This is a genomic window from Paenibacillus ehimensis NBRC 15659, assembly GCF_004000785.1.
GTDB lineage: Bacteria > Bacillota > Bacilli > Paenibacillales > NBRC-103111 > Paenibacillus_G > Paenibacillus_G ehimensis.
The window spans coordinates 1-22,237 of the sequence record NZ_BILX01000056.1; the positions used below are offsets into that span (position 1 = coordinate 1).

A 22,237-nucleotide genomic window follows, 5' to 3' on the forward strand; every position below is an offset into this window, starting at 1 on the left:
CCATTCAGGTGACAAGCAAAGAGACCTCAAAGGGTCTCTTTTTTGCGTTGTACTTAAGTCTTACGATTGAAGTTTGTTGCGGACGGAGCGAAGCTTTTGCTCCATGGAAGCGATCTTGTCCCGGCGGTCGTCGATTTTGATCGATGTGGATACGCGTTTGGCTCCATGCTGGAATGGGGCTTCGTGCAGCCGCTGAAGCACTTGAAATAAATCTTGCAGCTCTCCTTCGATGATGGTGCTCATCGGCGTCATTTGGAATTGAATCGGCTCCGGAGCTTGCTCCAGCAGGCGGTGCAGATCGGCGACATATCCGCTTAAACTGGTCGTTTCGGTTCCGATGGGAATAACGGTTACTTCGACTATAGCCATTGGTTCTCCCTCCTTCTTCGCTTGTAAGACGGCATGTATTTATTTTACCGCAAAGGATAGGACGGGGTATAGTCTACAGGTCCAGTCGTTTCATGGTCGCCTTGATATAATCGGCCGTACGGGCAGCCAATGCCATCACCGTATTGGTCGGATTGCCGCCTCCGGACGTCACGAAAATACTGGCGTCGCATATAAACAGATTCGGAATATCGTGCGTTTGCCCGTAGGAGTTTACGACAGACGTATCGGGATCGTTGCCCATGCGGCAGCCTCCCATCAAATGAGCGGTATCGGGGACGACGAACTCCGGTTTGCCTCCGGCGGCGCTTAAAATTTCGCTCATCGTTCCGATGGCATGCTGGATGAGCCGTCTGTCGTTTTCGCCATAGCTGAAGGTGACTTTGGCGCGAGGCATGCCGAAAGCATCCTTTTCATCGCTCAAGGTAATGGCGTTGTCCGGATTCGGGAGCACTTCACCGACTAAGGTCACTCTTCCAAAGTAATTGTAGTCGAGTATCGTTTCCCGCAAACGTTTCCCCCAAACTGGGCCATCCTCATCCGATTGGGTAATTCCACTGGCAAAGCTCACCGGGCGGACCCCATGGGCGTGCAGCGTATAGCCGCGGGCGAAATCGCGTTCGGGGGAAGTGCTGTAAAAGTCTTGCGTCGTTGCAAGCACCGGCGTTCCTTTATACAAGCGGACCTCCTCTTCGAATCGCGCATAGACGTCGTGGCTGCTGTGGGTCATGAATGCCTTGCCGACCCATCCGCTGCTGTTGGCAAGCCCGTCCGGGAAACGGCTGTTCGCTGAATTCAGGAGCAGCCTCGGAGTCTCTACGACATAGGCGGACACGATGACCAGCCGCGCCCGCTGCTCATAGGTTACATCGTTATGAACAAACGTCACTCCGGTGGCCCGTCCGCTCTCGTCCGTATTCACTTGGGTAACCCTGCAATCGGCAAGCACTTCCGCGCCGGCTTTCATCGCTTTGGGAATATGGACGATCAAGGTGCTGAATTTCGCGTCCGGCATGCAGCCTTGGTTGCAAAATCCGCGGTTGATGCAAGGCGGGCGGCCTTCGAAGGGCGCGGACAAAATGGCAAGCGGACTGACGACCCAGCGAATGCCGAGCTTTTCGCAGCCTCTGGCAAATACCTGTGCGTTCGGGCTGATCGGATCGCGTTCGGGATAAGGATAGGGGCCATGAAACTCGCCCCAGGGGAAATATTTTGGGCCCGAGACGGCGATTTCCTTCTCGATCTTCGTATAGTAAGGCTCCAGATCGGAATATGTGATCGGCCAATCCTCTCCGACGCCGTCAAGCGTTTTGGTTCGAAAATCGCTTTCATGAAAACGCAAAAAGACTCCGGTAAAATGCGTCGTTCCCCCGCCAACGCCCCAGCCGGAATTGTTATGGCCCATTTGCAGCGGATCGCGGCCGTCTACGATGCGTGCTTCCTGCCAGCCCAAGCTCTGCATGGCCAGCTCATCGCTGGCAAAATCGTGCTGCGGATCCCGAAACGGTCCGGCCTCCAGCACGACGACGCTCATTCCGGCTTCACTCAGCTCTTTAGCCAGCACGCCGCCGGCAGCCCCCGCTCCAACAATGACGACATCGACCGTCTCGCCTTCATATTTACGCTTCATGCTGCTTTCTCTCCTCCTTAGGCTCCCATGGATCGAGCTGCCCCGGATGCATACGTACATAACCGCGGGGATAAGCGGGACCTGCGTATCCGATCTCCGACCATATTTCAGGATGAGAATAATAAGCCTCAACCGTCAGGTTCAACAATTTCTTGAACAACGCGGCCTGCGGCACGTGCTGCCACACTTCGAGAGGAACCGCTTGATTCCGGCTGACATCGAGCATGAGCTGTTTTTTCTGCTTCGGTTGAAGGTGAAAGAAGCGCTCGGTATGGATCGATTGACATGCGATATCCAGAGCATGAAGCCCCTCACGCACCAGAACGGCTGCTTCGGGCTCGCCGGTTTTCCGCTGCCCTTCTTGTCCGCCCGCCAGCGTCCGGTCGATATGATCCAATACGAACTGAAGGATATCCGGGCGTTCGTCATCGACCAAGAGAGAGCACCAGGCCCGCAAATTCTCGGCCTCGACAGTCGTCAGGAAAACATAATCGCCGGTAGTGTGCAGCCGGGAAAGCACGATTTGCTGGGTATGATCGTCCCAAGCGTCTTTTTCGTGCATGACATCGTAGGAAGGGTACCGTGTAAGCTTTTTCATCGTTTTACCTCCAATAATAGGCGAGAAGTCCAAGGACGCTCAAAGCGCTGAACATAACCGGAAGCACGACAGGAGGACCGACAAGAAAGTTGCGCATCGTATACCCGCCGACGCGAACGCCTACCCCGTGGAAATGAAAGTAAAACCCGATGCCGCCTGCAATAACGCCAAACCACATAAGATAGGAAAAAAGGTAGAGCAGCCAGTCCAGCCGGTAATAGGCGAGCGATACAGCTAGCACGCTGAATACAGGCGCAGAGACGACGGGAACCCACATGGCTTTATGGTGAAAATTTTGCCGGTAATGCGAGATGGTCACTTGTATCCAAATGGCAAAAAAAGCGATGCCCACGAACAAAAACACGACGCGTGCCAGGGGCCATCCGATCCAGTGCATATGAATCTTCCTCCGTTTCTGTTAGCGGTGATGACGCGGATAGGTTAGCGACCCGAACGGCATGACAGCCAGCTTCGCCCCGGGGTTCTGCAGCAGAGCTTGGGTCGTAGCGCTTAAATCGTCGGCCGGATAAAAGCCCAGTAATTCGATCAGGTGACGAGGCAACGAGGAACGGACAAACACCCTGGCGCGGTGCAGCACTTCTTCCACATGCAAAATTTTGTGGGCGCCGAGGACGAACCGCTCCCGAAGCTTGTCCGTCATTTTTCGGCGGTCGCCCATGGTCTCGATCCAATGCTGAAACAAGCCGTTTCCCATTCCTTCGGGACACTCCGCCACAAGAAGCAGGGAGCCTCCCGGCTTTACGAAGGCCGCGGCATTGCGGAGCGCTTTTAAAGCTTGATACATCTGCAAATCTTTCGGAGCTCCTCCAGCCGAAACGACGACGACATCGTACAGTTCAGTTACCTGCCGGGTAAACCAGCCGGCGGCAAACTCGGTTCCTTTCCGATGGGCTTCCGCGATATGTCCGGCTACGGCTTTCAGCACCTGACGATCGTGGTCGACGATCACATTGAGCAGGAACTGAATAGGGACGAACCGCTCGGCTTCCTCTAAATCGAGGTGCAACGGATTATATGGGATGCCGGGCACGGCCTTGTAGGTTAACGACAACGCATGATGGCATTCAATGGTTCGCTTGGAAGCGACCCCGGGGACGAGCGCTTTGACGCCTCCGGAAATACCTACCATAGCATGAGGCTCGATATTGCCCGTCGCTATGCGCAGCGGCGTGTCGGCGACCATACGGTTGATTTCGACCGGGGTGCCGAGCGAGGTCGTCCCCATATACACGCAATCCTCCGATGCGGCCGAATGATTATGCACGCGAATTCTCGCGTAGACTTCGGCGCCGACCAGCCGTTTCAATTCGTCGGGCGTGTGCTTGCGATGGGCGCCGAGGGCTACGACAATATCGATTTGATCGTCACCCAGGCCAGCCGCGTGAAGCTCTTCCAGTAGCGGAGGCAAAAGCAGCCTGGTAGGACACAGACGGGTACCGTCGCTGATCAGAATGACGGCCCGGCTTCTGCCCTTGGCAAGCTCGCGGAGCCTCTTTGCTCCGATCGGCGCCGCCAATGCTTCGCGAATCCGGTTTTGAGATAACTCGGGAGACGTCTCTAAAGCTTCGAGCCCGTACGTCAATGTATCGTAGGCCCTGCCCGAAGGCAGGTTCAGCGAGACGGTGGTGCAGCCATAATGCAGCTCGGGAATGGCACAGGCCTCCTTTTTCTTGGAGATCAACAATGGATAAAGATGAAAAATTTACATTTAGTATGACCGTATCTTGTGTTCTTATCCGCAGCTAAACCTGGTTAATGATTTACGTCCTAAGGCAGTTCCTTTTCTTGCTGTTCCTGGGCCAGGTTGTGTTACAATAGATGGTAATCAGTTATTTATTACAGACATAAGGGGTTGGGAGCGAGGAGATGGATTGGGAACAAGTCAAGGAGCAGCTTGAAGCCATATTGAATACTCCGGTCCAAACCACCAGATGGGCCTGGGAAGCGTGGCGGCGCGAAGTGAAGAAGCATGAGGCGGAGCCGGGGTCCGGGGACGGAAGCTTGATTAGAGAAGGCAGGCTTCTTTTTTTGGCGCAAAAAGAAGGGCAGGATGCGCTGCTTCTGGCCATCCAGGCTGATGCCGTATCGCCTGTGGAACGGCGTCTTGTGGAGCTTACGCTGGAAAGCCGCAAAACGCAGGATAAAAAGCCTCCGGCGCTCGCCAACGAGGAGGAGCGCAAAGCGGGGATGGTGCGCGATTGGCTTCGCACGCAGCAGGAGCTCGGCTTGACGCAGGCCGAGATGCCCGATGCTCTTGTGTCGCAGCTGTCGCTGTACTCCAAGAAAATTCCGCTGTTGTTGTATGGGGACTACACAACCTCGCGGCGGGCGCATGACCGGGAGCTGAAGAAGCTGCTGGAATCGTTCTTCGATGCGGACATGACCTTGATTCCTCTGACGGATAAAGAATGGCTCATTCTCGGCTCGGAGAAAATATTGTCGATGGACACCGGCGACGATAAGGAAGACTCGGACGGCGAAACGCTGGAAGACCGGCTCGCGGCCATCGGCCATGGCTTGCACGAAATGCTTGAGAACGAATGGGTAGGCGAATGCCATCTGGCCATCCACTACCCGATCCTGCCGGCGAAATCGCTATATGCCGCGGTGCTTCAGCTCAGGGAGACGATGTTGCTGGGGCGCACGTATCATGTGGGCAGCAATATGCATATGCCATGGGAGCTTCAGCTGGAAAGGCTGGTGCATTTGGTGCCGGAAGCGGAGAAGGCGAGCTTTCTGGAGCAAGTGCTGAAGCGGCTCGATGTGGCGTTCGATGCGGAGACGATGACGACGCTCGAACAGTTTTTCCAGCTGGACTGCAATGTCAGCGAGACAGCCAAAAAGCTGTATATTCACCGGAATACGCTGCTCTACCGCTTGGACAAATTCAAGCAGGAGACGGGATTGGACGTGCGGACGTTCAACAACGCCGTGCTTGTGAAGATTGCCATGCTATTGTACAAAGTAACGAAAAGAAAGTAATTTTTTTGTGAAGATTGTGCATAGTCATGATACGCCTTGTTACGGTATGATTTAAGCAATAACACGATACCAATTCGTAGGGGGAATCAATCATGGCAGGTGTACGTTTGAACCATGTCGTCAAAAAATATCCGGGCGCAGAAGAAGCAACGGTGAAAGACTTCCATCTCGATATTCAGGACAAGGAATTTTTGGTTCTGGTAGGCGCTTCCGGTTGCGGTAAATCCACGACGCTGCGGATGATCGCCGGCTTGGAGGAAATCACGGAAGGCGAACTGTATATCGGCGACCGTCTCGTGAACGACGTCGCTCCGAAAGACCGCGATATTGCGATGGTATTCCAATCCTACGCTTTGTATCCCCATATGAACGTATATCAAAACATGGCATTCGGTTTGAAGCTGCGCAAATTCAAAAAAGCCGACATCGACGCCCGCGTGCGCGAAGCGGCCAAAATTCTCGATATCGAACACTTGCTCGACCGTAAGCCGAAGGCGCTCTCCGGCGGTCAGCGTCAGCGCGTGGCCTTGGGCCGGGCGATCGTCCGCGAGCCGCAAGTGTTCCTGATGGACGAACCGCTGTCCAACTTGGACGCGAAGCTGCGCGTCCAAATGCGCGCCGAAATCACGAAGCTCGTGAAACGTCTTGAAACGACAACCATCTACGTAACGCATGACCAGACGGAAGCGATGACGATGGGCGACCGGATCGTCGTTATGGATAAAGGCATTATCCAACAAGCGGCATCTCCGGAGGACATCTACAACTATCCGGTGAACATGTTCGTAGCCGGTTTTATCGGTTCCCCGTCCATGAACTTCATTCACGGCGGATTCGCTGAGCAAGGCGGCAGCTTGTACTTTAAAGCATCGGGCTTTAATGTCGAAGTACCGGAAGGCAAAGCCAAAATCCTCCGCGAAAAAGGCTACGCCGGCAAGGAAGTCGTGCTGGGCGTGCGTCCGGAAGATTTCCACGAAGAAGCGATCTTTATGGAAGCTTCTCCGAACACCATCGTCAACGCACACGTGGAAGTGGCGGAGAACCTCGGTCATGAAATGCTCTTGCACCTCAGCGGACTCGGCAGCCAAATGGTCGTCGTTCGTGTAGACGGCCGCTCGAACGCCAAGGAAGGCTCCAATGTGAAGCTTGCTGTGGACATGAACAAAGTTCACTTCTTCGATAAAGATACGACGAATTCCATTTTGCTGAACGCTTAATGCGTATCGTACGGAATAAAAGGTCAGTCCTGACGGGCTGGCCTTTTTTGCTGCGGGTGGTATTGGAAGGGAAATCGCGATATGCTAGGCGTAGCCTCTACGAATGAAGGGTTCGTCCGGACAGCGCGGCTGTACGAAGAACTAGGGAGCGGGGAGATTCATGAGCATCGAGCAATTGAAAGTGTTTGTGACGGTGGCGGAGCTGCAGCATTTTTCGCGAGCGGCGGAGCTGCTGCATTTGTCTCAGCCGGGGGTCAGCATGCATATCCGCAGCTTGGAGAACGAATTCGGGACGAAGCTGCTTCATCGTTCGTCCAAACGGGTGAAGCTGACGGAGGCCGGGGAAATCCTGTATCGTCAAGCGAAGGCGATACTGCTGCAATACGAAACGGCGAAGCATGAGATCGACCGACTGAACCAGGTTGTCTCCGGCAGTTTGAGCGTAGGAGCGAGCTTCACGATCGGAGAGTTTCTTCTGCCCAAGCTGCTGGCCAGCTATGCACGTCTATATCCGGGGGTGGAGGTACAGGTCACCGTCGGCAATACGGATGAAATCGAGCGGCTTGTGCAAGCGCACGAGCTGGAGGTCGGGCTGGTCGAAGGGGAGCTGCAGCGGTCGGGGATCCGCTCGGAGACGTTCATGGAGGACGAGATGATCGTAGCCGTTCCGGCAGGCCATCCGCTTGCGGCGTACAGGGAAGTGACGCCGGAGGCTTTGCAGGACCAAGTTTGGATCTTCCGCGAGGTCGGCTCCGGTACCCGGGCCTACAGCGACCGGCTGATCCGCGAGTGGGGACTGCGGGTGCAGCGGGCTTACGTGCTGAGCAGTACGCAAGGCGTCAAGGAGACGGTTGCAGCCGGACTGGGTATTGCCGTACTATCGCGTTGGACCGTAGGACGGATGCTTGCGACGGAGGAACTGAAGGAGCTGCGGATTCGCGGCCAGCGGCTCACCCGTTTGTTGTCGCTGATTCAAGGCGAGGAGCGGGCGGGAACGCTTGCGCTGGACCGTTTCGTCCAGCAGGTGAGAGGGCTTCGCACGGCCGCTTCCGGTTGATTTATGCGGCTGATTCCTTTAGGATGAGGATATTGGGATAAAAAGGAGAAAGATCACGATGCCGAAAAAAGTGAAAGTATCGGATTTGGTGAGAGAGTTCCATCTGGAAATTATTTGCGGCGAAGAGGGACTGAAGCGTCCGATCGTCACGGCGGATTTGTACCGTCCCGGACTCGAGATGGCCGGTTATTACGAATTCCATCCGACGGACCGGGTCCAAATTCTCGGCAAAACGGAGCTGACGTTCTTCGATGGGTTGTCGTCGGAGGAGCGGATGGACCGGATGCACCGGCTGTGCGCGCCAGAGGAGACACCCTGCATTATTATCAGTCGCGGTATGGACGCGCCGATCGAATTGCTTGCCGCGGCTAACGAGCATCAGATCACGGTCGTTCGGACGGCGATGGCGACGACGATTTTGGCCAGCCGCTTAACGAACTTTCTGGAAAACCGGCTCGCCCCTACGACGACGATTCATGGGGTGCTGGTCGACGTATACGGTATCGGCATGCTGATTTCCGGTTCCAGCGGGATCGGCAAAAGCGAAACGGCTTTGGAGCTGGTGAAGCGGGGACACCGGCTGATCGCGGACGATGCGGTGGAAATCCGTCAAACGGCCGACCATCAGCTGATCGGCAATGCGCCCGAATTAATCCGGCACCTGCTTGAAATCCGCGGCATCGGGATTATTAACGTCATGACGCTGTTCGGCGCCGGTGCGGTGCGGACGGAGAAGAAAATATCGGTGGTCGTCAAACTGGAGACATGGCAGCAGGATAAACAATACGACCGGCTCGGCCTGGACGAGGAAACGACCCAGATTATCGATACGAATATACCGCTCGTGACGATTCCGGTGCGGCCGGGACGAAACCTGGCGGTTATTATTGAGGTTGCGGCGATGAATTACCGTTTGAAACGGATGGGCTATAACGCTGCCCTGCAGTTTACGAATAAGCTGACCGAGTCGCTGGCCGAGGACATGGACGATTTGTAAGGGAAGCCCGCATGAGGGCGGACAACTTTTGACGTAAGGAAGGAGTCACAAGCATGTTTCTCGCGATTAATCCGATTGCTTTTTCCATCGGTCCGTTGAGCGTCCGTTGGTACGGCATCATCTTAGGGACGGCAGCGTTGGTCGGTTTGCTGCTCGCGATTCGAGAAGGGAAAAGGTTCCGCATATCCCCGGACTTCTTCATGGATTTGGTGTTGATTGGGGTACCATCGGCGATCGTTGGCGCAAGAATTTACTATGTCGCTTTCAAATGGGAAGATTATCAGGATAATCTATGGAAAGTTTTTGCCGTTTGGGAAGGCGGTATTGCCATTTACGGGGCGCTGATCGGCGCCATTATCGCGGCGGTTATTTACGTGCGGCGGAAAGGCTATTCGTTCTGGCGTATTGCCGATATTTGCGCGCCGGGCTTAATCATTGGACAAGCGATCGGGCGTTGGGGCAACTTCATCAATCAGGAAGCGCACGGCGGGCCGGTGGCGGAATCGTTCCTCAGGAACAACCTGCATCTGCCGGATTGGATCGTCAATCAAATGCTGATTGAAGGTCAGTATTATCATCCGACGTTTTTATACGAGTCGCTTTGGAACGTCGTAGGACTCCTCCTGCTGTTCGTGCTGCGGCGGCGTTCGTTTTTGCGGGCGGGGGAGCTCTTTTTCAGTTATTTCATCTGGTATTCGATCGGGCGGTTTTTCGTAGAGGGTCTGCGGACGGACAGTCTCGATTTTACGGGGCCAGGCTGGCTGGCTGCGCTGATGAACGGCATGTGGGCACCGATGAGAGCCCTTGGCTTTGAGCCTGGGTTTATGACCTACGGAGGGAATGTGCGGATTTCGCAGCTTCTGGCGGTGCTGATCGTGCTGGCCGCGATTGCGCTGATCATCGTTCGCCGCCGGACGGGGGCAGCTTCGGAGCGATACAGCGATCCGATTGTACGGATCGGACAAGCGGCGGAGGGAACGGCTGACGCCGCGGATGCAGGCAATCGGCCGGAAAGCGGTAAGGAAGCAGACGTAAAGGCAAAGGAGTAGCAGCATGATACAAACTGTGTTATTTGATCTGGACGGAACGATTGTCGATACGAACGAGCTGATTATTCAGTCGTTCTTGCATACGTTCGAGGGAATCACCGCGGAGCCGGTCACCCGGGAGCATATTGTTCCGAACATGGGACGGCCTTTGATTGAGCAGATGATGTTCTTCTCCGGGCGGGAGCAGGTGGATGATTTGGTGCAAAAGTACCGGACGTTTAATATTGCCCATCATGACGAGCTGGTGCGGGAATTTCCCCATGTGCGCGAGACGCTGGCGAAGCTCCATGCCGCCGGCGTCAAGCTGGGCGTGGTGACAAGCAAAATCCGGCAGACGACGGAAATGGGGCTGAAGCTGACGGGACTGTACGACTACTTCGGCACGATCGTAACGGTGGACGACGTCGGGAAAGCGAAGCCGGACCCGGAAGGGATTCACAAAGCGGTCCGGGAGCTCGGCGGCGACCTCTCGTCCACGCTGATGGTCGGCGACAGCCACTATGATATCGAAGCGGCGCACAATGCGGGCATTCCGTCGGTGGCGGTCGCATGGTCGCTGAAAGGGACCGAATATTTGAAGCAGTACAAGCCGACCCATATTATACAGGATATGCGCGATATTGTGCCGATTGTCGGGATCGAGGGGAAATAGCGCTTGAGAAACACGGACAAATATCCGGTGGAAGGACCGAACTCGCTGTGGCAGGTATATAAGACGATCAGCCGTTTCAAGGCGGTCCGTAATTTCATTTTTATCCAGATTTCCAGGTATGCCCCCTCCTTGCCGCTGAAACGGTGGATTTACCGCCATGTGCTCGGGATGAAGGTAGGGGAGCATGCCTCCTTTGCGTTGATGGTGATGGTGGATGTGTTTTTTCCGGAGAAGATCGAGGTTGGAGACAATACGATCATCGGCTACAATTCAACGATTCTGACGCATGAGTATTTGATCAAGGAATATCGGCTCGGGCGGGTGAAGATCGGCTCCCATGTGATGATCGGAGCGAATACGACGATTTTGCCCGGAGTGACGATTGGCGATCATGCGGTCGTGGGCGCGGGCTCGGTCGTGCATAAGGATGTGGCGCCGTACAGCTTTGTGGCGGGGAATCCGCTTCGGGTGATCCGGGAGGATGTGCGCAGGGCGGAGCCGGAACGATGAGTCGGCAGGTTTTTTTTACAAATAGCGAATTTAATATTTTGCAAAAGTTAACATTATGTTCTATAATACGGCTTGTACAATAAAAAGGCTTGCAAGGGCGGTCGGCTAATCTCCCGGAAGGGAGGTGATGCCTGTGGAGGTTAAGGACACGCTGACTTTAATGATCGGCTTCGGGATGCTGCTTGTTGCGCTGCTCACGCTGGTAGTTAACATCATCGTCGCCCTTATCCAAAACAAAAAGAAATAGACCGCCCATCACACAGGGAATACGGTCTATTTCACGATCATTCCTTATTCAGCCGACCGCCTTTGAAGCGGTTATTGTACCTCGGGAGCACGGTGGCAGCCGTTGCTCCCTTGTATTGTTATTATATGCTCTTGTCTTTATTCGCGCAACAGGCTCCATGCAATCGGATCATTGACGAATCAAGCGTTCCCGTGATAAACTTACGATTACATTCTTTATTTTGGTAGTATGGTAGCGCACTAAAGCAAAATTAGAGATAGCAGGGTGAAGACGGTGTCCAAACCGAAGGTGTTTGAAAAGCCGACAGGCGTAAAAGATTACCTCCCCGAAGCGGCGGCCAAGCTCCGCAGCATCGAATATAAAGTCATGCAATGCATGGAGCGCTGGGGCTATAGAGAAATTATTACTCCTACTCTGGAGTATTACGATACCGTTGGGGTGGCCAGCTCGACGGAGGATAAAAAGCTGTTCAAGCTGCTGGACCGGAACGGCACGACGCTTGTGATGCGTTCCGATATGACGGCCCCGATCGCCCGGGTCGCGTCCTCGCTGCTCAAGGAGCATCCGTTTCCGCTGCGGCTCTCGTATCAAGCGAACGTGTTTCGGGCGTTCGAAGCCGAGGCGGGCCGGGATGCGGAGTTTTTTCAGACGGGCGTGGAGCTCATAGGCGATGCTTCCAGTGAAGCCGATGCCGAGGTGATTGCCTTGGCGATCGCTTGCTTGCAAGCGGCCGGTGTGCAGGAGTTCAAGATCGCCCTCGGCCACGTGGGCTTTCTCAACGGCTTGTTCCAGGAGACGCTCCGGCAGCGTCAAGACGCACAGACCGCGCTGAAAGCGTGCCTGCTTAGCCGCGATCACGTCGGCTACCGGGAGACGATCAAGTCTCTAGGCCTTCCTCGGGAAGTGCAGCAGGAGCTGGAAGGTATTCTCCGGCTGCGCGGCGGCCAGGAAATTTGCCGTCAGGCGCGGCAGGTAACGAAGGACCCCGTCGCCCAGCATGCGATTGCGCATCTGTGCGAAATCTGGGACGTGCTGGAAGCGTACGGCGTCAGCGAGCATGTGCTGATCGATCTGACGATGATCGGCGATTTCTCGTATTATACGGGGATGACGTTCGAAGGCTACGCCGCGGACTTGGGCTTTCCCGTATGCAGCGGAGGACGGTACGACAACCTGCTGGCGCAGTTCGGGCGTCCGGCGCCGGCGACGGGCTTCGCTTTGAAAACAAACCGGATACTGGAAGTAATCGGCAAAAGCAAAACGGAAGACGCCCCGCAGCGCGTACTGATCGTTTACACGGAGCCCCATCGGGCGGCCGCGCTGGCTAAGGCAAGGGAGTACCGCTCCCGGGAAGGCTTTATCGCGGAGACGCGTCTTCTGGCGGACGGACAACAAGGGCTGCATGCGGTTCGGCAAGCAGACGGCGTGCTGCACGTGCACGGCTCCCGCTATTGCGACATTATATCGTTTACGGAGTAAGGAGGGGCAGCGCATGCAGGATTTATTGAAGGTGGCAATGCCCAAAGGGCGTATTTATAAACAGGCTTCCAAGCTGTTCCGCGAAGCGGGGCTCGCCATCCCCGAGGAGACGGACGATTCGCGCAAGCTGATTATCGCCGTTCCGGAGGCGCGGATGGAATTCATTATGGCGAAGCCGGTCGATGTGCCGACCTACGTCGAATACGGCGTGGCGGATATCGGCGTCGTCGGCAAAGACGTGCTGATGGAGGAGAACCGGGACGTATACGAGCTGCTGGATCTCGGGATTGCGCGCTGCCGCATGTCCGTCATCGGGCTGCCGGATTGGCAGCCGGTGTTGAACCCGCGGGTGGCGACAAAATATCCGAACGTGGCTTCGCAATATTTTCGGGAGCAGGGGCAGCAGGTGGAGGTCATCAAGCTCAACGGCTCGATCGAGCTGGCCCCGCTGATCGGTCTGGCGGACCGGATCGTCGATATGGTGGAGACGGGCAGCACGATCCGGGAAAACGGGCTCGCGGAGCATGAGCAGATTTTTGCGATTACAAGCCGGCTCATTGCCAACCGCGTCAGCTACCGGATGAAGAACGACGCCATCCAGGCGCTCTGCGACCGGCTGCAGCCGGTCATTGCCGCTGTGACGGCAAAGGCATAGGCATAGCCTTTATAGGCCGGTTACATTGCCGGAGAGAGAACAGAATTCGCATAGATCAAAGGAGGCTGCGGCCATGAGAGTAATGCCCGCATCGGAATTTTCGCTGCAGCGGGAGGTCGAATATGGCACGCCCGAGCAAAACGAGCGCGTACAGCGCATCATCGAAGAGGTGCGCCGGGACGGGGATGCCGCGCTGCGCAAGTTCGCACAGCAGTTTGACGGCGTCAAGATAGAGGAGCTGCGCGTGGCGCAGGAGGAGATTGAAGCCGCCTATGCGCAGGTGGACGAGAGCTTCCTGGCGGCGCTGCGTGAAGCGGCCGCGAACGTGCGCCGCTTTCATGAGAAGCAAATGCGCAACTCTTGGATGGATCTGCAAGCCGACGGCAGTATTCTCGGCCAAGTGATCCGCCCGCTGCGCCGGGTCGGGCTGTATGTGCCCGGCGGCAAGGCGGCGTATCCGTCGTCGGTGCTGATGAATGCGATCCCGGCGCAGGTCGCGGGCGTGCCCGAAATCGTGATGGTGACGCCTCCGGCCACGGCCGGGGTGGAAGGCATCAACCCGCACATCCTTGTCGCGGCTGCGGAAGCGGGCGTGCGCGAAATCTACCGCGTCGGCGGCGCGCAGGCGGTAGCTGCGCTGGCGTACGGGACGGAGTCGATTCCGGCGGCGGACAAAATCGTCGGCCCCGGCAACATCTACGTCGCGCTGGCGAAGCGCAGCGTGTTCGGCGCCGTGGACATCGACAGCATCGCCGGGCCGAGCGAGATCGTCGTCTTGGCGGACGAGACGGCGGACGCCGCTTATGTAGCGGCGGACCTGCTGTCGCAGGCCGAGCACGACGAGATGGCCTCGGCCATTCTCGTCACGCCGTCGCAGGAGCTGGCCGAAGCGGTCCGCCTGGAGGTGGACCGTCAGCTGAGCGAGCTGCCGCGGCGCGGTATTGCCGAGCAATCGATTCGCGATTACGGCGCGATTCTGACCGTGGACAGCCTCGCGGAAGGCGTCCGCGTCGTGAACCGGCTGGCGCCGGAGCATCTGGAAATCATCGTGCGCGACCCGTTCGATTATTTGAGCCGGATCGAGAATGCCGGGGCGATTTTCCTCGGGCCTTACAGCTCGGAGCCGGTGGGAGACTATTTTGCGGGACCGAACCACGTGCTGCCGACGAACGGCACGGCACGGTTCTCGTCGCCGCTGAACGTAGACGATTTTCTGAAAAAGTCGAGCGTCATTTATTACAGCAAGGAAGCGCTGCTGCGCGATGGGGAGAAGATTATAACGCTGGCCCGTCACGAAGGGCTGGACGCGCATGCGCGGGCAATCGAAATTCGCTTGAGGAAAGAAGGGGACCAGCGTGGCTGAGCAAAACCAACAGGGGGCCGGGCGCCAGGCCGAAATCGCGCGCAAAACGAACGAGACGGACATCCGGCTCGCATTCAACGTAGACGGTACCGGCGTATCCGAGATCGAAACGGATGTGCCGTTCTTGAATCATATGCTCGATCTGTTCACGAAGCATGGACAGTTCGATTTGAAGGTGGACGCCAAAGGCGACGTCGAGATCGACGATCACCATACGGTCGAGGATATCGGCATTTGCCTCGGACAGACGCTGCGCGAGGCGCTTGGCGACAAGAAGGGAATCAAGCGCTACGCCAACGTATTCATCCCGATGGACGAAGCGCTGGCGCAGGTGGCGATCGATATCAGCAACCGGCCGCATTTGGAGTACCGGGCCCAATATCCGTCGGCGACGGTCGGCAGCTTTACGACGGAGCTGGTGCACGAGTTTTTGTGGAAGTTTGCGCTGGAAGCGCGGATTACGCTGCATGTGATCGTGCACTACGGGCATAACACGCACCATATGGTCGAAGCGGTATTCAAGGCGCTCGGACGGGCGCTCGACGAAGCGACGAGCATCGATCCCCGCGTACAGGGCGTGCCGTCGACGAAAGGGGTCCTGTAATCCATGATCGCCATCATCGATTACGGCATGGGCAATCTGCACAGCGTCGCTTCGGCGGTGGAGCGGCTCGGTTACCGCGGCGTGATCGTTTCGGACGAGCAGGAGCTGCTTCAGGCGGAAGGAGCTATTCTTCCCGGTGTCGGGGCGTTCGGCGATGCGATGGATCACCTGCGCGAATCGAAGCTGGATGCGGCCGTGCAGCGTTTTGCGGCAAGCGGCAAGCCGCTGCTTGGCATCTGCTTGGGCATGCAGCTTTTGTTTGCCCGCAGCGAGGAGCATGGCCTGCATGAGGGGCTGAACCTGCTGCCCGGAGACGTCGTCCGTTTCCAAGGCGATTATAAGGTGCCTCATATGGGATGGAACAAACTGGAATTCCGACAGGCAAGCCCGTTGTTTGAAACGGTAGAAGAGGGGCATGTGTACTTCGTACACTCGTTTCATGTGAAGCCGGAGCAGCCGGGCGATCTGCTGGCGGTGACGGATTATTATCAGCAGGTAACGGCCATTGTTGGCCGCAATAACGTATTCGGGATGCAGTTTCACCCCGAGAAAAGCGGCAGCGTCGGCATGAAGCTGCTCGGCAATTTTCTTGCGTTGTGTACGCGTAAGTAGACAGGCTTCGCCAGCCGTGCGCTTGGTTCCGGTTTGCCGGGCATCTAAACGGGTCGGTGCGATTCATATTTCCAAGGTTGGAGGAACGTTTTCATGTCTTCATTCATCATTTATCCCGCCATCGACATTCGCGGGGGCAAGTGCGTGCGATTGATCCAAGGCGATTACAATCAGGAAACCGTATATAACGAAAATCCGCTGGAGGTCGCCAAAGCTTGGGAAGCGCAAGGAGCCAAATGGATTCATCTCGTCGATCTGGACGGAGCGAAGGCGGGCTATCCGGTTAACGACAAGCTGGTCGGCGATATCGCCAAGGCCGTTAACGTTCCGGTACAGCTCGGGGGCGGCTTGCGCACCGAAGCGGACGTGGATCATATTTTGTCGCTCGGCGTGTCGCGTATTATTCTCGGCACGGCGGCCATCGAAAACCGCGATTTCGTCAACCGGGTGCTCCAAAAGCACGGGGACAAAGTCGCTATCGGCATCGACGCCCGAGACGGGTATGTGGCGACCCGCGGCTGGCTCGAAACGTCTGCGGTCAAAGCGGATGAGCTTGCCGCAGAGCTGGCGAAGGAAGGCGCGAAAACGTTTATTTTCACCGACATTTCGCGCGACGGCATGATGGGCGGTCCGAACGTGGAAGCGATCGTCCATTTGGCGAAGGTATCGGGGCAGTCCGTGATCGCTTCCGGCGGCGTAAGCCGTTACGAGGATCTGGAGCGGCTGGCGCAGCATGCGGCGGACGGCGTAGGCGGCGCGATCGTCGGCAAAGCGCTCTATACCGGCAGCATCAAGCTGGAGGAAGCGCACGGACGGGTATAACGACAGAAAGGAGGACGGCATATGCTGGCCAAACGGATCATCCCTTGTCTTGACGTGAAGGACGGGCGGGTCGTCAAGGGAGTCAATTTTGTCAATTTGCGCGATGCCGGAGATCCGGTCGAGCTCGCATCGATCTACGACCGGGAAGGAGCCGACGAACTGGTGTTCCTGGACATCTCCGCATCCCACGAGGGACGGGCGACGATGGTCAACGTCGTGCAGCAGACGGCCGGCCAAATCACGATCCCGTTCACGGTCGGCGGCGGAATCTCGAGCGTGGACGACATGAAACGGCTGCTGCGGGCGGGCGCGGACAAAATCGGCATCAACACGGCCGCGGTGCGCATTCCTCAGCTCGTGTCCGACGGAGCGCGGCGCTTCGGCTCGCAATGTATCGTCGTGGCGATCGACGCCCGGTACAATCCGGAGTGGAACGAATGGGAAGTATTCACCCACGGCGGACGCAACGGCACGGGCATCCGGGCGCTGGAATGGGCCAAGCGGATCGAAGAGCTCGGCGCCGGCGAAATTTTGCTGACGAGCATGGATGCGGACGGCACGAAGGACGGATTTGACCTGCGGCTCACGCGGGCGGTTTCGGAGCTCGTATCGATTCCGGTTATCGCCTCCGGCGGAGCGGGCAAGAAGGAGCACTTCTACGACGTGTTTGCGGAGGGCAAGGCGGACGCGGGGCTGGCCGCCACCATTTTTCACTATAAAGAAATGACCATCGAAGAGGTTAAGGACGACCTCAGGCATAAAGGAGTGGAGGTCCGGTGAGCGGGCAAACGGCAGGAACCTTAGAGGAGATCACGGCGGCCATCAAATGGGACGCGAATGGCCTTGTGCCGGCCATCGTGCAGGATGCGGCAAGCAAGGACGTGCTGATGATGGCCTACATGAATCAGGAGTCGCTGAAGCTGACGCTGGAATCGGGCGAAACGTGGTTTTGGAGCCGTTCGCGCGGCGAGCTGTGGCACAAGGGCGCGACATCCGGCCACGTGCAGAAGGTCAAAGCTTTGAAATACGATTGCGACGGCGACACGCTGCTCGTGCTGGTGGACCAAGCGGGACCGGCTTGTCATACCGGACGCTACAGCTGCTTCTACAACGAAGTGAAGCTTGGGGCTTTGGCGGACGGCGGGGAAGCCGCGGCAGAGCCGCCGTCTAACGACCGTTTTGCCATGCTCGGCCGGCTGGAGTCGGTGATCGCGCAGCGCGACGCGGAACGGCCGGAAGGCGCGTATACGACGTATTTGTTTGAAAAAGGCATCGATAAAATATTGAAAAAAGTCGGCGAGGAAACGGCCGAGGTGATTATCGCGGCGAAAAACCGCGACAACGACGAGCTGCGGTACGAAGCGAGCGACCTTATTTTCCACTTAATGGTGCTGCTCCGCGAAGCAAAGCTGCCTCTCGACGAGGTTATGCGCGAATTGGACCGCCGGCACAATAACAAAAAATAACGGCGACGAAGGGAGGGGCAGGCGACTCGCCATGCCGCTCTCCTCCGCCGAAAAGGGGAATTCACTCGAATGCGCATCGATTATCATACGCACCATGTGCGGTGCGGACATGCGTCGGGAGAGCTGGAGGAATATGTACTGAAGGGCATTGAGATCGGACTGGACCAACTGGGGCTTTCCGATCACATGCCCTTGCTGCATGTAGACCCGGCTTCCTATTATCCGGGCATGGCCATGCCGATGGACGAACTGCCGAATTATGTGGAAGAAGCGCTGCGCTTGCAGCATAAATACAAAGATCGGATCGACATCCGGGTCGGACTCGAAGGCGATTATATCGAAGGGTACGAAGCGGAGATCGAGCGGATCCTCAAAGCCTATCCGTGGGATTATGTGATCGGGTCCGTTCATTTTCTAGGCGAATGGGACATTACGGATCACCGGCAGACGGACGGCTGGAAGGAGCGGGACGCCTACGAGGTCTACGTTCAATATTACGACGCCGTCTGCAAAGCGTGCCAGACCGGCTTCTACGACTACATCGGGCATATCGACGTGATCAAGCGGTTCGGGTTCAAGCCGGAGCAGAGCGTGGAGCACTTGGAGCGTCAGGCGCTGGAAGCCGTCCGGGAGGCAGGCATGGCCATCGAGCTGAATGCATCGGGCTTGCGTATGCCTGCAGGGGAAATGTTCCCAAGCCGACGCATGCTGGAGTACGCCCGCGAGCTGGGAATTCCTGTAACGCTCGGATCGGACGCGCACCAGCCGGACCGGCTCGCACAGTACCTTGATCAGGCAACCGATCTGCTGCGGCAGGCAGGATTTAACGAATTAGCCACATTTAAAAGCAGGAAACGCGCCATGGTGCCTATTGGATTCGCTTCATTTCATGTATAATGGGGACGTGGGCATTTTAAATATTGTGTAAACCGGCCAACCGGAGCCTTTTTGAAGGTCCATCCATCGTCGAATGACCCATTGTAACATAAGCAAAAGCGGAGGTAACCATGTACAGCGACAAAATGAAGATTTTCTCGGGTTCGTCCAACCCGAAACTGGCGGAGCGCATATGCGAAGAGCTTAAAGTGCCGCTCGGCAAAATCAAGCTTTCCCGATTCAAGAGCGGGGAAATTTATTGTCTCTACGAAGAAAGCATCCGGAACTGCGACGTGTTTCTGGTGCAAACGTTCTCTCATCCGATCAACGAGAATTTCATGGAGCTTCTCGTGATGATGGATGCCGCCAAACGGGCTTCGGCGAGAACGATCAATCTTGTCGTCCCTTACTATGGTTATTCCCGCCAAGAGCGTAAAGCCGCGCCTCGGGAACCGATCTCGGCCAAGCTGGTGGCGGACCTGCTGACGGCAGCGGGAGCGGACCGTGTCATCACGATCGATCTGCATGCCCCGGCGATTCAAGGCTTCTTCAACATCCCTGTGGATCATTTGACGGCGCTGGATTTAGTCAGCGATTACATTAAAAAGCTTAATATCCAAAACCCGATCATCGTCTCCCCGGACGCGGGACGCGCGACGACAGCCGAGAAGATGGCGAACATTCTCGATGCGCCGTTTGCAATGATGATCAAGAAAAGACCGGCTCACAACGAAGCGGTCATTACGCATGTCATCGGGGACGTAGCCGGCCGCACGCCGATCATCATCGAGGATCTGATCGATACCGGCTCGACCATCGTCAACGTCGTGGAAGGCCTGAAGGAACGCGGGGCCCACGACGCTTATGTCTGTGCGACGCACCCGGTATTCTCCGGCCCGGCCTTGCAGCGACTGGATCATCCGAACATTAAGGAAGTCGTCATCACGGACTCCATCGCCATTCCGGACAGCCATCCGAACCGATTCCGGGTGCTCTCCGTTGCCCATCTGCTTTCGGACGCGATCAACATCATCATGTCCGGCGGCTCGCTCAGCTCGCTGTTCAAATACGGCGGCGTATAATAATTTTTACCACACGACTCCGGCTGTCGAAACCTTACGGTTTTGGGCCGGATTGTGTTATACTTAGGAATCATTATTACTCCGGCAATGTAGAAATGAAGCTCTGAAATGCACAGGCGGGTTTCTCATGTAATTCCGGACGGGTCACGGAGGTGCCTGAATTATGGAGAAGAAAAAACGTGTGCTGCCGAAACCCAGCACCAATGTCGTACCGATGAAAATGGATGCCACGTTCTTTTTCGAAAAAGCCGTTCAGTCCTTGGACCGTTATCATTATGATAAGGCATTGAAATATTTTCGTCGTGCGGCCGAGTACGAGCCGGAAAACCCGGTAAATCACTGCAACTTGGCCGGGCTGCTGTCCGAGATGGGAAATTACGAGGAATCCAACCGCATTTTGCAGCACGTGCTGGACCGGATCGATCCGACGATGACGGAATGCTACTTCTATATGGCGAACAATTTTGCCAACATGGAAAACTACGAATCGGCGGAAAAAGCGATTATTCATTACCTTGAGAACGATCCGACCGGACAGTTTCTGGAGGAGTCCGAGGAAATGATGGAACTGCTCAGCTACGAGCTGGACCGTCCTGCGAAGCTGTCGACGATCAAGAGCCGGGAAGGCTTGTTCGATCACGACCGGGCGCGCTCGATGCTGGAGGAAGGAAAGTTCTCCGAAGCGGTTCGTCTCTTGGAAAATATCATCAGCAAGCATAGCGATTTTATGGCCGCGCGCAACAATTTGGCCTTGGCCTACTATTATATGGGGCATTTCGACAAGTCGGTCGACATGATCCGGCAGGTGCTGGAGATGGAGCCCGGCAATTTGCATGCGCTCTGCAACCTGGCAATCTTTTATCAGCATTTCGGCGACCGGGAGAGCTTGGCGGAATTGCTCGAAGTGCTGCGCAAAACGTACCCGTTCCATCAGGACCACGTCTTTAAGCTGGCCACGACGATGGGGATCTTAAACGAGCATGAGAAAGCGTTCCGCCTATTCAAGAGGTTGTTGAAAACGGGCGAAGCAGGTCTCGATCCTTGTTTGTTCCATTACACCGCCGTAGCTGCTTACAATACGGGACGGTACGATGAAGCCCAGCGGCAGTGGAAGCAGGCGGAGAAATTCGATCCGGGCTCGGAGATTCCGAAATTCTATCTGAATTTGCTGGATAAGCACCGGGAGGAAACGAGAAAGCCTCCGGTCAGCTATCATTACCACCTGCCGTTTGAGGAACAATTTCGCGGGCTGGAGCGCGCCGAGGGCGGACTGCCGGAGCATATGAAGCGCGATCCGCTTGTCAGGTCGTCGTTCTTCTGGGCGCTGCGTCATGGAGACGGGGACACGAAGCTGCAGGTGATCCAAGCGTTCGGTCTGATTGCGGACGACGAAGTGAAGGATGCGCTCACGGAATTTATTATGCTGCCGGACGAGGACGATTACTTGAAGCAGGTGGCCATCTTTGTGCTGCGCAGCATCGGGATCAAGGAGCCGCTGACGGCTGTGCTGAACGGCAAGCGGACGACGGTCGCGCCTTCGCCATTCTCCCCGGGGCTTCCCGTATGGGAGAGCAAGTGGCAGGCCATTATGGAAACGGCGCTGCGGCATATGGCCCGGCGTTACGATATGGTGCAGCAGTACGATTTGCAGACGCTTTGGGTAGAATATTTATCGCGGGTGTTTCCGAACGTGCCCAAGATGACCAAGGTCGAAGGCTGGGCGGCCGCGCTTGAATATTTGACGGCCAAGATGCATCGGCGTCCGATTACTTATCACGAGGCGGCGCAGCGTTACGGGGTGTCGGTGGCGACGGTGAGCAAGAATGCGAAGCGGATCGACGAAGCTTGCGGTTTAAAAGAGAAAATGGACGCCATTTTCAAAAAATTGACCGGCATGGAGTCTCAATCTTAATATAGAGATTAAGCAGATA

Annotated in this window: 24 protein-coding genes; 19 read left to right on the forward strand and 5 right to left on the reverse strand. The window is 56.4% G+C overall.

Annotated features, from left to right (window positions below):
* Positions 1–60 precede the first annotated feature (60 nt).
* From PEH01S_RS24670 to PEH01S_RS24690, 5 genes are all read right to left on the reverse strand, one after another.
* Positions 61–369 carry an MTH1187 family thiamine-binding protein gene (locus PEH01S_RS24670; protein WP_127488628.1) on the reverse strand — a complete coding sequence of 103 codons (309 nt, stop codon included), beginning with the start codon at positions 367–369 and terminating at the stop codon, positions 61–63.
* A gap of 73 nt (positions 370–442) precedes the next feature.
* Complete coding sequence (locus tag PEH01S_RS24675; protein ID WP_127488630.1) at positions 443–2,017, reverse strand: GMC family oxidoreductase; 1,575 nt, start codon at positions 2,015–2,017, stop codon at positions 443–445.
* Complete coding sequence (locus PEH01S_RS24680; protein ID WP_127488632.1) at positions 2,007–2,615, reverse strand: gluconate 2-dehydrogenase subunit 3 family protein; 609 nt, start codon at positions 2,613–2,615, stop codon at positions 2,007–2,009. The genes PEH01S_RS24675 and PEH01S_RS24680 overlap by 11 nt, the downstream gene beginning before the upstream one ends.
* 4 nt (positions 2,616–2,619) lie before the next feature.
* Positions 2,620–3,012, reverse strand: a complete 393-nt coding sequence (locus tag PEH01S_RS24685; RefSeq protein WP_025845199.1) for a hypothetical protein — start codon at positions 3,010–3,012, stop codon at positions 2,620–2,622.
* Between the two features lie 21 nt (positions 3,013–3,033).
* Positions 3,034–4,317 carry a nickel-dependent lactate racemase family protein gene (locus PEH01S_RS24690; protein ID WP_246063058.1) on the reverse strand — a complete coding sequence of 428 codons (1,284 nt, stop codon included), beginning with the start codon at positions 4,315–4,317 and terminating at the stop codon, positions 3,034–3,036.
* Positions 4,318–4,502: 185 nt separating this feature from the next.
* Here PEH01S_RS24690 and PEH01S_RS24695 point away from each other — a divergent pair, with 185 nt between their 5' ends.
* From PEH01S_RS24695 to PEH01S_RS24780, 19 genes are all read left to right on the forward strand, one after another.
* On the forward strand, positions 4,503–5,618 hold the full coding sequence (locus tag PEH01S_RS24695; protein WP_127488634.1) for a PucR family transcriptional regulator: 1,116 nt from the start codon (positions 4,503–4,505) through the stop codon (positions 5,616–5,618).
* Positions 5,619–5,710: 92 nt separating this feature from the next.
* Entirely contained in the window at positions 5,711–6,835 is a 1,125-nt protein-coding gene (locus PEH01S_RS24700; RefSeq protein ID WP_025845193.1) for an ABC transporter ATP-binding protein, read from the forward strand.
* Positions 6,836–6,995: 160 nt separating this feature from the next.
* Positions 6,996–7,892, forward strand: a complete 897-nt coding sequence (locus PEH01S_RS24705; RefSeq protein WP_025845191.1) for a LysR family transcriptional regulator — start codon at positions 6,996–6,998, stop codon at positions 7,890–7,892.
* Between the two features lie 58 nt (positions 7,893–7,950).
* Positions 7,951–8,889 carry an HPr(Ser) kinase/phosphatase gene (gene hprK / locus PEH01S_RS24710; RefSeq protein WP_025845189.1) on the forward strand — a complete coding sequence of 313 codons (939 nt, stop codon included), beginning with the start codon at positions 7,951–7,953 and terminating at the stop codon, positions 8,887–8,889.
* Between the two features lie 53 nt (positions 8,890–8,942).
* A complete protein-coding gene (gene lgt / locus PEH01S_RS24715; protein ID WP_127488636.1) occupies positions 8,943–9,938 on the forward strand; it encodes a prolipoprotein diacylglyceryl transferase in 996 nt (331 codons plus the stop codon).
* A gap of 4 nt (positions 9,939–9,942) precedes the next feature.
* On the forward strand, positions 9,943–10,590 hold the full coding sequence (gene ppaX / locus PEH01S_RS24720; protein WP_127488638.1) for a pyrophosphatase PpaX: 648 nt from the start codon (positions 9,943–9,945) through the stop codon (positions 10,588–10,590).
* Positions 10,591–10,593: 3 nt separating this feature from the next.
* Positions 10,594–11,100 (forward strand): acyltransferase, encoded by a 507-nt coding sequence (locus tag PEH01S_RS24725; RefSeq protein ID WP_025845184.1) that lies wholly within the window; start codon positions 10,594–10,596, stop codon positions 11,098–11,100.
* A 127-nt stretch (positions 11,101–11,227) separates the two neighbouring features.
* Positions 11,228–11,347, forward strand: coding sequence for a putative holin-like toxin (locus PEH01S_RS35560; RefSeq protein WP_301292632.1), 120 nt, complete (start codon positions 11,228–11,230; stop codon positions 11,345–11,347).
* Between the two features lie 273 nt (positions 11,348–11,620).
* Positions 11,621–12,826 carry an ATP phosphoribosyltransferase regulatory subunit gene (locus PEH01S_RS24730; RefSeq protein ID WP_127488640.1) on the forward strand — a complete coding sequence of 402 codons (1,206 nt, stop codon included), beginning with the start codon at positions 11,621–11,623 and terminating at the stop codon, positions 12,824–12,826.
* 13 nt (positions 12,827–12,839) lie between these two features.
* Entirely contained in the window at positions 12,840–13,481 is a 642-nt protein-coding gene (hisG, locus tag PEH01S_RS24735) for an ATP phosphoribosyltransferase (RefSeq protein ID WP_025845180.1), read from the forward strand.
* A gap of 73 nt (positions 13,482–13,554) precedes the next feature.
* A complete protein-coding gene (gene hisD / locus PEH01S_RS24740; protein ID WP_025845178.1) occupies positions 13,555–14,844 on the forward strand; it encodes a histidinol dehydrogenase in 1,290 nt (429 codons plus the stop codon).
* Positions 14,837–15,448, forward strand: a complete 612-nt coding sequence (gene hisB, locus PEH01S_RS24745; protein WP_127488642.1) for an imidazoleglycerol-phosphate dehydratase HisB — start codon at positions 14,837–14,839, stop codon at positions 15,446–15,448. Before hisD ends, hisB begins: the two co-directional genes overlap by 8 nt.
* A 3-nt stretch (positions 15,449–15,451) precedes the next feature.
* A complete protein-coding gene (hisH, locus tag PEH01S_RS24750; protein ID WP_025845174.1) occupies positions 15,452–16,060 on the forward strand; it encodes an imidazole glycerol phosphate synthase subunit HisH in 609 nt (202 codons plus the stop codon).
* A 93-nt stretch (positions 16,061–16,153) separates the two neighbouring features.
* Positions 16,154–16,882 (forward strand): 1-(5-phosphoribosyl)-5-[(5-phosphoribosylamino)methylideneamino]imidazole-4-carboxamide isomerase, encoded by a 729-nt coding sequence (gene hisA, locus PEH01S_RS24755; protein ID WP_127488644.1) that lies wholly within the window; start codon positions 16,154–16,156, stop codon positions 16,880–16,882.
* 21 nt (positions 16,883–16,903) lie between these two features.
* Entirely contained in the window at positions 16,904–17,662 is a 759-nt protein-coding gene (gene hisF / locus PEH01S_RS24760) for an imidazole glycerol phosphate synthase subunit HisF (protein ID WP_025845171.1), read from the forward strand.
* Positions 17,659–18,348 carry a bifunctional phosphoribosyl-AMP cyclohydrolase/phosphoribosyl-ATP diphosphatase HisIE gene (gene hisIE, locus PEH01S_RS24765; protein ID WP_025845170.1) on the forward strand — a complete coding sequence of 230 codons (690 nt, stop codon included), beginning with the start codon at positions 17,659–17,661 and terminating at the stop codon, positions 18,346–18,348. The genes hisF and hisIE overlap by 4 nt, the downstream gene beginning before the upstream one ends.
* Before the next feature lie 69 nt (positions 18,349–18,417).
* A complete protein-coding gene (gene hisJ / locus PEH01S_RS24770) occupies positions 18,418–19,245 on the forward strand; it encodes a histidinol-phosphatase HisJ (RefSeq protein WP_025845168.1) in 828 nt (275 codons plus the stop codon).
* A 110-nt stretch (positions 19,246–19,355) separates the two neighbouring features.
* Positions 19,356–20,306: a ribose-phosphate diphosphokinase gene (locus tag PEH01S_RS24775; protein WP_025845166.1), complete on the forward strand. Its 951-nt coding sequence runs from the start codon at positions 19,356–19,358 to the stop codon at positions 20,304–20,306.
* Positions 20,307–20,469: 163 nt separating this feature from the next.
* Entirely contained in the window at positions 20,470–22,218 is a 1,749-nt protein-coding gene (locus PEH01S_RS24780) for a tetratricopeptide repeat protein (protein WP_025845165.1), read from the forward strand.
* Positions 22,219–22,237 lie beyond the last annotated feature (19 nt).

What these genes read in the sequence shown, in the direction of transcription:
- PEH01S_RS24670 (WP_127488628.1), bottom strand. Translation starts at nt 369, where the DNA reads ATGGCTATAGTCGAAGTAACCGTTATTCCCATCGGAACCGAAACGACC.
- PEH01S_RS24675 (WP_127488630.1), bottom strand. Translation starts at nt 2,017, where the DNA reads ATGAAGCGTAAATATGAAGGCGAGACGGTCGATGTCGTCATTGTTGGA.
- PEH01S_RS24680 (WP_127488632.1), bottom strand. Translation starts at nt 2,615, where the DNA reads ATGAAAAAGCTTACACGGTACCCTTCCTACGATGTCATGCACGAAAAA.
- PEH01S_RS24685 (WP_025845199.1), bottom strand. Translation starts at nt 3,012, where the DNA reads ATGCACTGGATCGGATGGCCCCTGGCACGCGTCGTGTTTTTGTTCGTG.
- PEH01S_RS24695 (WP_127488634.1), top strand. Translation starts at nt 4,503, where the DNA reads ATGGATTGGGAACAAGTCAAGGAGCAGCTTGAAGCCATATTGAATACT.
- PEH01S_RS24700 (WP_025845193.1), top strand. Translation starts at nt 5,711, where the DNA reads ATGGCAGGTGTACGTTTGAACCATGTCGTCAAAAAATATCCGGGCGCA.
- PEH01S_RS24705 (WP_025845191.1), top strand. Translation starts at nt 6,996, where the DNA reads ATGAGCATCGAGCAATTGAAAGTGTTTGTGACGGTGGCGGAGCTGCAG.
- hprK (WP_025845189.1), top strand. Translation starts at nt 7,951, where the DNA reads ATGCCGAAAAAAGTGAAAGTATCGGATTTGGTGAGAGAGTTCCATCTG.
- lgt (WP_127488636.1), top strand. Translation starts at nt 8,943, where the DNA reads ATGTTTCTCGCGATTAATCCGATTGCTTTTTCCATCGGTCCGTTGAGC.
- ppaX (WP_127488638.1), top strand. Translation starts at nt 9,943, where the DNA reads ATGATACAAACTGTGTTATTTGATCTGGACGGAACGATTGTCGATACG.
- PEH01S_RS35560 (WP_301292632.1), top strand. Translation starts at nt 11,228, where the DNA reads ATGCCTGTGGAGGTTAAGGACACGCTGACTTTAATGATCGGCTTCGGG.
- hisG (WP_025845180.1), top strand. Translation starts at nt 12,840, where the DNA reads ATGCAGGATTTATTGAAGGTGGCAATGCCCAAAGGGCGTATTTATAAA.
- hisD (WP_025845178.1), top strand. Translation starts at nt 13,555, where the DNA reads ATGAGAGTAATGCCCGCATCGGAATTTTCGCTGCAGCGGGAGGTCGAA.
- hisH (WP_025845174.1), top strand. Translation starts at nt 15,452, where the DNA reads ATGATCGCCATCATCGATTACGGCATGGGCAATCTGCACAGCGTCGCT.
- hisA (WP_127488644.1), top strand. Translation starts at nt 16,154, where the DNA reads ATGTCTTCATTCATCATTTATCCCGCCATCGACATTCGCGGGGGCAAG.
- hisF (WP_025845171.1), top strand. Translation starts at nt 16,904, where the DNA reads ATGCTGGCCAAACGGATCATCCCTTGTCTTGACGTGAAGGACGGGCGG.
- hisJ (WP_025845168.1), top strand. Translation starts at nt 18,418, where the DNA reads ATGCGCATCGATTATCATACGCACCATGTGCGGTGCGGACATGCGTCG.
- PEH01S_RS24775 (WP_025845166.1), top strand. Translation starts at nt 19,356, where the DNA reads ATGTACAGCGACAAAATGAAGATTTTCTCGGGTTCGTCCAACCCGAAA.
- PEH01S_RS24780 (WP_025845165.1), top strand. Translation starts at nt 20,470, where the DNA reads ATGGAGAAGAAAAAACGTGTGCTGCCGAAACCCAGCACCAATGTCGTA.